Below are 8822 nucleotides of genomic sequence, written 5' to 3' on the forward strand. Positions count from 1 at the left end.
GAGAACTCTCTCGCTGATTAACCATTTTTTCCACTCAGCTCATGCTGAGTCAATTTGTGCTTAGTCTAAACTCCAAGTTTCTAGACTAGCGTGCATAAATTCTGTCTTTCTCAAAAAGTTATCAAAAACTTGGGTTTGAAACCCTGTCCTTCTAGGACGGCTTTAATTTCTTAAAACTTCTTTCAAAAAGTCCAGTAAGTTCCTATATTTGTGATTGACTATAAAAGTCAAGGTTGAATTCCTTTACCATCGTGAAACAGTTAAGACACACTTTTAGGTATAAACCGGGGGACGCAGAGCAGCGAAAACTCTTTAAACAGCTAGAGGTTGAATTAAACCTTAAACCAGTTAAAACCAACTATTCTTTTAGGATTGTTAAGTAGGGTAGGGCATACCCAAACTCTAGGTAAATATCCTAGTACGCTTTTGGAGATAGACCCGCTGGGGTGGCTGCGAATCAGGCTCGTTAATTGGTAGTTTTCTACGGTTAAAAGGTCTGAATATTGCCGAAAGGACGCAACACTTAAAGGTTAGTCGCTGAATTAAGAATCCTCGCACCTTGATAGTCGGGGAGTGTCAAGAATCAAGTGCAGCCCATAAAGAAGCGATATTTTTGTGCAGCGGATTTGACATTGCATCCCCAAAATCAACTGCTGCTTGCAATTCGGCGCTAGTGGCGTACTGGTGCATCAGGTGGGTTTCGAGAGGATGTCAACCGCCGCATCGCGGACTAATATCCGTCGTTTCTCTTGATACCTGCGCCTCGATTTCCCTCTTCTTTCGGTTTAGCTTTGTTCACTCGCAAGGGGCGGCCCATCCACTCTGCACCGTCTAATTCGGCAATTGCAGCGTCTTCTTGGGCATCCTCCATCATCTCAACAAATGCAAAACCGCGCATCCGACCGGTTTCCCTGTCGGTAGGCAAGACAACTCGCTTCACTGTGCCGTATTCTGCAAATACTGCTGTCAGGTCTTCTTCGGTGGCGCGGTAAGACAGATTTCCAATGTAGATAGTCATGTCGATCGAACTGAACTTGTTGTGCTATACATAATAACCTGTTAATTTAACTGTCAAGTGCTATCTACCATACAACTGGGCAATCGACTTTGACTAAAAGGGTTTGCCGCACTGACCCACCCTTGGTACTGGCTGCAATAGTTAGCTTAATCAAAACTCATATCCTCACTCGCCCTGCGGATGAGTGAGAATATGAGTTTTGGGGTGGCGAGGACTCCTACCCCTGAACAATATTTGATTTTAATCAGATCACTGATGGGTGGGCGACTAATCACCAAGGATCTTCGGAAACAAAGCCACTAACAAGGTCTAATATATTAGGTTGCTTTGGATCGCGAGCGTTCATATAGCGGTTCTCAACTTTCGTAAGGTACTTGGCAGTTAATTACCAATTCCCCACTTCTTCCATTCTTTAATCTACAATTTAAATCTGTACCTCATTCACTTGAGAATGGCTATACACATCTAGACAGCCCTTTGAGGAAACCTACTTCACCTCTCCCCAGCCCTTTCCTAAACGGGGAGATGTCACCTTCAATCCTTGGGCAAAATTTGGAATTGCAAATTGGAAATGAGGAATGGGACTAATTTTCTCTCCATCTCTTTAATCCCCAGTTTAGGATATTACTTTTCTCAATTAAACTAAGGATGTGAGATTTAAAGCAGCTTTGTTAAGTGTTTGAGTGCCAATTCGACTTTGGGTAATACCGCTGGCTGTTTCCGTTGCTCCTTTATTCAGAAGATTCATCGCATCTACCACTTGCTCAATAGCGATCGCCTGCTGTTTAGTATTCAGATAAATTTGCTGACTGCTGACAACAACACTGTTAATAGCATTAGCGACATTGTTAAAATTATCCGCCGTACCTGCAGTCAATTTCAGACTATTATCTAAAGTTTTTTTGCCCTCATCTGTTACCGTCACTGTCTTATTAATGGCATTCTTAATATCGTTTACTAAATCATTAATCTGAGCCGACGATTTTTTGCTTTCATCTGCGAGTCGGCGAATTTCCCTTGCCACCACCCCAAATCCCTTCCCTTGTTCTCCGCTGCGTACTGCTTCCACTGTAGCGTTAATTGCCAGCATATTAGTTTGATTAGCCAAATCGCTGACTAAATTGGTAATATTAGCAATCTGATTGGTTTGCTGGCTCAAATGTAAAACTTGCTCGGCGATAGCTCCGACTTTTTCCGTCAAACTCAACATTCCCTGCTGGGTTTTATGCACCACTTTACTGCCTTCTGCTGCCATGTTTAAGACATTACTCGCATTCTCAAGGGCTGACTCGGCTTGCATAGCTGATTGCCTCGATGATGCACCCAATTCATCCATTGTGGTAGTTGTTTGATTAACAGAAGCAGCTTGTTGTACAGCAATACGTTCCTGTTGCTCAATTGTAGCAGCGATCTCGGTAGAAGAACTGACAATCATATTAATAATACCTTTCAGCGCTTTATCTAAAGGTTTGGCGATCGCTATGCTTAAAGCTATTCCTAAACTAATCGCTGTTAGCGGTCCAACTGTCATAGCCAATAATACAGCTACTTGAGTATTCCTAATATCATTTTCTGCGCTTTTATAAGCGTCGTCCGCTTGCTTTCTATTGGAGTCCACTACTGCTAAAGTGGCTTTTTCTGAATTTATAAATTTAAGGCGAATTACCTTAGATTGCTGACTAAGTTGATTCAAGAGGTTACTAGCTGTCTTGGCTCTTGCCATTTCGGGCGACTTAGTTTTACCCTGATTAATTAGGTTTAGCTGCAAGCCCAAAGGATCCAAAATTCCCACTTTCTCAAATTCTTGATTAATTCGCAGGAGTTCTCGATCTTCCTGCTTCCACTTCTCCCAATACTTAAGCATTTGTTGATATAGTGCGTTTTCATCTGCGGTACGTGGAGTGGCTTCGTATGCTTTAAACCCATCTTGAATCTGCTGCCAAGCCTTGTCCATTCTGTTTAAGGCATCTTGCCTTTCTGCTTGACTGAGTGCCGGATTAATTAGCGCTCTCTCGGATGACTCAATTTGGGTTTGTCCCTCGTTAATTTTCCATAATGCTTCAATACTCGGTAAATTATTTTTACCTATAGTATCTATGTGTTGACTGAGATTAGATGTTGAGTTCCCTCCTACCCAGCCAACTAAAAATACTAAAAGTCCCATAATCAGAAATGCGCCGATAAGTCTGGTTTGTAAATTCATTTTTCTCAACATACTATTTCTGCTTCCTTCTACTACAGTTATCCTCGCTGCCATCCTCAACATATCTTGTATATTATACCTTTTCTCCGGTAGAGCAAGTACCTATTAGGATTTTACCTTTGAGATTTTACCTTTTAAAATTAGTAATTAATTGAGCGGTAACTCCCGATCCTGAAAGTCGCTATCGATTTTGGGTGACGACGCAGTTACGGTAGCTTTTTGGTTGTCATCATGCTGAATTCATTTTTATAAACCCCTTTAGTCTACAGCTTAAAACCTGGCTTTACACAAACCAAGCCTGCCCACGCCAATTATAAAAATTGGTAAGATTATAATTAAGTTTGGAGTTCAGAGATAAAGCCTTTGTGAGGCAGATGAGGTATCATATTGTTGACTAATTTATAACGGTCAAATATAAAATATAAGATAAATGAATTATAATTCGCTCAAGAGTCACAGCATCACCATAAGTGGAGGAGACGCCCCCTCCACTCACAGCACGTTTGTTTGCCAAGCATCGAAAACATCATACATTACTAGCAATGAAAGCTGATTATCTTGATTTTTGACAAGAAAGTATCGATGTTTATCATTACGGAAGCAATCTCACAAAAATTCATACCTAACTGTTTTTTGGGAGTTCTCAGTTTTGTAACAAAATTACTTAAACCGGCTCCTAAAACCAAAAATATTGCTCAGCGAGCTAATTTATGCGATCGTGCAAAATTAAGGCAGAACAACTGCTAATTTTAGCGCCGAGGGCAAATAAAAAGAATTCAACTATTGAATAACTTCATTCTTAACTATCTCAAGACAAAGTTCAATGGGTAAAAATAAAAGAACAAACCTGTGAAAATATTTTTTTCTACCACTTTATATAACAATCAACTTAGTTATAATATAACTAAGTTGAAGACGTAAAAGGATACAATTACATTTGAGGCTATTATGCTCCGAAAACCAACCATAACTAGGGAAAAATGCTTGGGTAGCGAGGGAGGAGGGTCATAGAAATAGACAAAATAAGTAAAGAAAGTAATCAAGAAAAAGGGCGAAAGTAATATACTTGTCGCCCCCTTACCCCGATTGATCATAACCCTAAAAAAATACGATCAAAACTTAAAAATGTTTTCAGTTTTATTGACCCAACAAATTATTAATAATTAGAAAAGGCGATAGAGTTTGCATTCCGTCAACTTTCTAAGGTCAACTTTCTAAGCAAGATATTTGGAACTGGTTTACACACTGCTGTTATTGTACTTTATCTATCTGAGAAAGGCTATGCGGGAATCGAAAGTGTCTGTGCAGACTTTCTAGCGGGCACTGAGAAATTAAGTCTAGCCAAGTGGGGAAATCCCGTAAGGGAAAAACGCGAAAAGCCAAACTGTGAAGTTTGGAAGCCCACGCCATAACTGTAAGCAGTTTGGCGTTGGGAGGATGTTACTGCTTTTCCTTAGTCGATCGAGATTGACTGAGGCCCCGTGCTTTTACCGTTGGTGGGTTCGGCTGGGGGAGTAGTGTAGGAAGTTGAACCAGCTTGCTCGTCGATCCAGCTTTTAACGGGATCTTCGTGAAGGTTGAGTCGAAGCAGGCCAGATAAAAATCCGCCCGCGAAGGCGATCGGCTGTTGGATCAATTCTTGGGCCATTGGGATGAGTTCGTCGAGGAACATTCAAGAGTCTCCTTTTGCTGCAGGGGTTCTACCTTAACTGTATCGTTTGTACTGCGATGCTGGCAGCGGGCTACAAAAAACCTTGCTCCCAGCGCTGAAGATGCCCGCTCGGGCAATTTTTCGGCTAATGACTTACAATGCTAATCACATTGCTGCAAAAATTTTATGTGCCGTTTGCTTGGCTACCTCGGGGAGCCGATTTTACTCGATGCTATTCTGTACAAGCCGGAACATTCCCTAATTGTGCAGAGTTACGCTCCCCGCGAAATGACTTCTGGTGTACTCAATGCTGACGGTTTTGGTCTTGGTTGGTATCACCCGCACTTAGATACTGATCCGTTTACATATAAAAATGTACAGCCAATTTGGAGCGACATTAACCTTCCGAGTATCAGTCGATACGTTGAATCTGGATGCGCGATCGGATACGTTCGCAGTGCAACTTCAGGACAAGCTGTAGATTTGAGCAACTGTCAGCCGTTTCAGAACGATCGCCTGCTGTTCGTACACAACGGCTTCGTGAAGAATTTTCGGCAAACTCTTTACAGACCAATTCGCGATCGACTTAGCGATACCATTTATCAATCAATTAACGGCACTACAGATTCAGAGCATATCTTCAGTTTGTTTGTCAATGAATTGACAGCCGCCAATGTGACTCTAGAAGCTGCTTTGCGAAACTCGCTGAAAATTTTGGCAGAGCTAGCAAACTTTCACCAAGTAGAATTTTCAGCTAATATAATTATCAGCGACGGACACCAGCTCGTTGCCTCTCGCTTTGCTGCCCAAAAAACCCCTCCTTCCCTCTATTGGCTGCGGGACGATTTAAATTTCCCAAATTCTGTCATCATTGCTTCTGAACCTTTATTTGCTGGCAATTGGCACTCGTGCCCAGTCCAGAGCATTATCAGTACCGGAGTAGATCGTGATATCGAAATCTATCCAATCTTGTAGAGAGGCAATTTATCGCGATTTGCAGCAGTGTCGCCGCGGCACTTTCAAGCTATTTGCAGACATCGATTATGATACTTTTTGCCGTCAAGCTCATCCTGATTTCAGTCCGGTTGGCTGGCACTTAGGTCACATTGCTTATACTGAAGATTTGTGGCTGTTGCAACGGTGCGCTGGCTTGGAACCTGTCTTTCCTAAGTATCACCAACTGTTTGCTGCTGATATTTTGCCGAAAAAACAACGGGTTTTTCTGCCGACGTTACCTGAAGTTGAATTATATCTGGACGCGGTGAGAAAAAAGGTGTTAGATTATTTGGAAGTAGCGCCGATCGACGAGCAAGAACGTCTCTGGCGGTTTATTATTCAGCACGAAAGCCAGCACTGCGAAACAGTTGCTTTCGTGTTGCAAATGCAAAGGAAGAAGGAAGAAGGAAGAAGGAAGAAGGAAGAAGGAAGAAGGAAGAAAGAAGAAGGAAGAAGGAAGAAGGAAGAAGGGATATTAATGCCCCATGCCCCATGCCCCATGCCCCATGCCCCATGCCCAATTCCCAATTCAGCGATTGAAATTCCGGGCGGGGAATTTTACATGGGAAGCGATGCTGCTGAGGCTTTGGATAACGAGCGATCGCGCCACCTGTGTTATTTAGAAGCATACTCGATCGATCGCTATCCCGTCACTTGCCGTCAATACCGAGATTTCATGGAATCCGGCGGCTATCAAAACCCTGATTGGTGGTCAGCGGACGGCTGGAAATGGCTGCAAGGCGAAGCCGTCTCTCAACCGCTTTACTGGTCAGAAAATCCAGCTTTCAACAACCATCCAGTCTGCGGCGTGAGTTGGTACGAAGCCGAAGCTTACTGCAACTTTGTTGGCAAGCGTTTGCCATCGGAAGCAGAATGGGAAAAAGCTGCGAGTTGGGATGCCACAAATCAAACATATCGCATCTATCCTTGGGGAGAAGAACCGCCAAACGGCAGCCTGTGCAATCACGGCAATAATATTGCCAATACCTCGCCAGTTGATGCCTTCCCCAAAGGAGCAAGTGCGATCGGCTGCTATGATATGTTGGGGAATGTTTGGGAGTGGACTGCTTCAACTTTTGACGCCTATCCGGGATTTGAAAGTTATCCTTACAGGGGCTATTCTCAAGTTTATTTTGATGGAGAACACCGGGTTTTGAAAGGCGGGAGTTGGGCGACTTTTCCGCAGGCACTGCGATCGACCTTTCGGAATTGGTACTATCCGGGCGTGCGGCAAATTATTGCGGGTTTTCGCTGCGCTAAGTAGTTCGCTAGGTAATTATAATTACCATCAAGTTTGTTCATAGTGAGGAATTTATTCATCGGACTTTTCAGATGAACAAATTCCTTAATACTGGTATTATAAAGCTTTTTTGATCAACATCAGATAAATGGCTGGAGAGGGAATTGGGAAAAAAAATTGTTTGTGAAATGCCCAACTTTTTTCCATGTAACAAGCTCAAAGAAAACAAGTTTGGTTAAGTATTCAATAAATTTTGTGTATAAAATTTAAGTTTTAATTGTGGATGCGATCGCCATCCGGTGAGAAAATACAGAACCGAGAGCGGCATGAAAAATCTGACTTGAGCGCGATATTTGGCAACGCGGCTGCGTGCTATACCGATATGTGCATCTAAAAATTACTTTATGAAATCCCCAAGACTCTCCGACACGACAAACTCAGCCTCAACGAAAGAAAAGCGGCTGCACTTAGAGCGACTGGTGAGCGCTGCGGCGCCGACACCAGCACAAATCAATGCTGGCAGCGATGTAGTTAGCGCGTTGACTCAAACCCCCAAATGCCTGCCTCCAAAGTATTTCTACGACGATCGCGGCTCAAACCTGTTCGAGTTGATTTGCCAGTTGCCGGAATACTACCTGACACGCACTGAAACGGCTATTTTGCAGGAGTGCGCGGGGGCGATCGCAAATTTAACTGGCCCCTGCGAAATCGTCGAACTCGGCAGCGGCAGTTCCACAAAAACTCGGATTCTCCTTGATGCTTACAGTCAACTGGAGTATCCCCTGCATTATTTGCCGATCGACATCAGTCCTACTATCCTAGAAAGCAGCGCTTGTCAACTGTTGGCAGATTATCCGTCGCTCCAGATTCACGGACTTGTCAGCACATACGAATTAGCCTTAGCTAAAATTGCACCGTCGCCGTTGCCAACCCGAATGATTTGCTTTCTAGGCAGTACCCTCGGCAATCTCAACGCTCAAGAATGCGATTTGTTCTTTTCGCAAATTGTCGGTGCATTGCAGCCGGGAGAGTATTTTTTGCTGGGAATTGACTTGGACAAATCTAAAGATATTTTAGAGCCTGCCTACGATGACAGTCAAGGAGTGACGGCGGCATTTAACTTGAATATGCTGCGGCATTTAAATCGAAAATTTGAGGGAAATTTTGATTTAGCACAGTTCGAGCATTGGGCTTTTTACAATCAAGAGGAATGTCAAATTGAAATGCACTTAAAAAGTAAAAAAACGCAAACAGTGCAGTTGCGTTCTCTCAATTTAACGGTTGAATTTGCAGCGGGAGAAACTATCCGCAGCGAAATATCGCGCAAGTTTAATCTCAATACTGTAAAAAAAGAACTTTCGCAGCGCGGTTTAATGCCTGTGCAGGTTTGGACAGATCCAAATCAGTGGTTTGGCTTGATGCTTTGCCAACTTTCTGATGTTAATAAATGAGTTCTTCAGATATTACCCACAGTCAGGACACGGCAGTGCCGCGTCCCTACAAATTGGGCGATGGTTAAATCGGAGTGGGGGATGGCGTCGGGCCCTCGCCCGTGCTACGACGTTTTGGGGTAGAGACACGGCACTGCCGTGTCGTCAATTTCTGTGTTGTTGAGGGTTCTGAATTCGGGGTATCTTCTTAGGGCTTGCTGAATAATCGAGTGCATATTGCGTCGCGAAAGGTTTCGAGCGCGCGAGCGAGAATAAAGTGCAAG

The 8822-nt window shown here is 43.4% G+C and carries 6 protein-coding genes; 3 read left to right on the forward strand and 3 right to left on the reverse strand.

Features of this window, described 5'->3' with window-relative positions; genetic code table 11:
- Positions 1 to 730 precede the first annotated feature (730 nt).
- From QUB14_RS27450 to QUB14_RS27460, 3 genes are all read right to left on the reverse strand, one after another.
- A complete protein-coding gene (locus QUB14_RS27450) occupies positions 731 to 1018 on the reverse strand; it encodes an RNA recognition motif domain-containing protein (RefSeq protein WP_006632996.1) in 288 nt (95 codons plus the stop codon).
- Between the two features lie 637 nt (positions 1019 to 1655).
- Complete coding sequence (locus QUB14_RS27455) at positions 1656 to 3221, reverse strand: methyl-accepting chemotaxis protein (RefSeq protein WP_333221244.1); 1566 nt, start codon at positions 3219 to 3221, stop codon at positions 1656 to 1658.
- A gap of 1453 nt (positions 3222 to 4674) precedes the next feature.
- Complete coding sequence (locus tag QUB14_RS27460) at positions 4675 to 4893, reverse strand: hypothetical protein (RefSeq protein WP_006632999.1); 219 nt, start codon at positions 4891 to 4893, stop codon at positions 4675 to 4677.
- Between the two features lie 165 nt (positions 4894 to 5058).
- Between QUB14_RS27460 and egtC the strand changes: the two genes are divergently transcribed.
- The 3 genes from egtC to egtD all read left to right on the forward strand — a co-directional run bounded on the left by egtC (position 5059) and on the right by egtD (position 8559).
- Positions 5059 to 5847 (forward strand): ergothioneine biosynthesis protein EgtC, encoded by a 789-nt coding sequence (egtC, locus tag QUB14_RS27465; protein ID WP_333221242.1) that lies wholly within the window; start codon positions 5059 to 5061, stop codon positions 5845 to 5847.
- Positions 5819 to 7132 carry an ergothioneine biosynthesis protein EgtB gene (egtB, locus tag QUB14_RS27470; RefSeq protein ID WP_333221240.1) on the forward strand — a complete coding sequence of 438 codons (1314 nt, stop codon included), beginning with the start codon at positions 5819 to 5821 and terminating at the stop codon, positions 7130 to 7132. The genes egtC and egtB overlap by 29 nt, the downstream gene beginning before the upstream one ends.
- Before the next feature lie 380 nt (positions 7133 to 7512).
- Positions 7513 to 8559 (forward strand): L-histidine N(alpha)-methyltransferase, encoded by a 1047-nt coding sequence (gene egtD / locus QUB14_RS27475; protein ID WP_333221238.1) that lies wholly within the window; start codon positions 7513 to 7515, stop codon positions 8557 to 8559.
- The last annotated feature ends 263 nt before the right edge of the window (positions 8560 to 8822 follow it).

Origin of the sequence: Microcoleus sp. B3-D2, assembly GCF_036705345.1 — a bacterium.
GTDB lineage: Bacteria > Cyanobacteriota > Cyanobacteriia > Cyanobacteriales > Microcoleaceae > Microcoleus.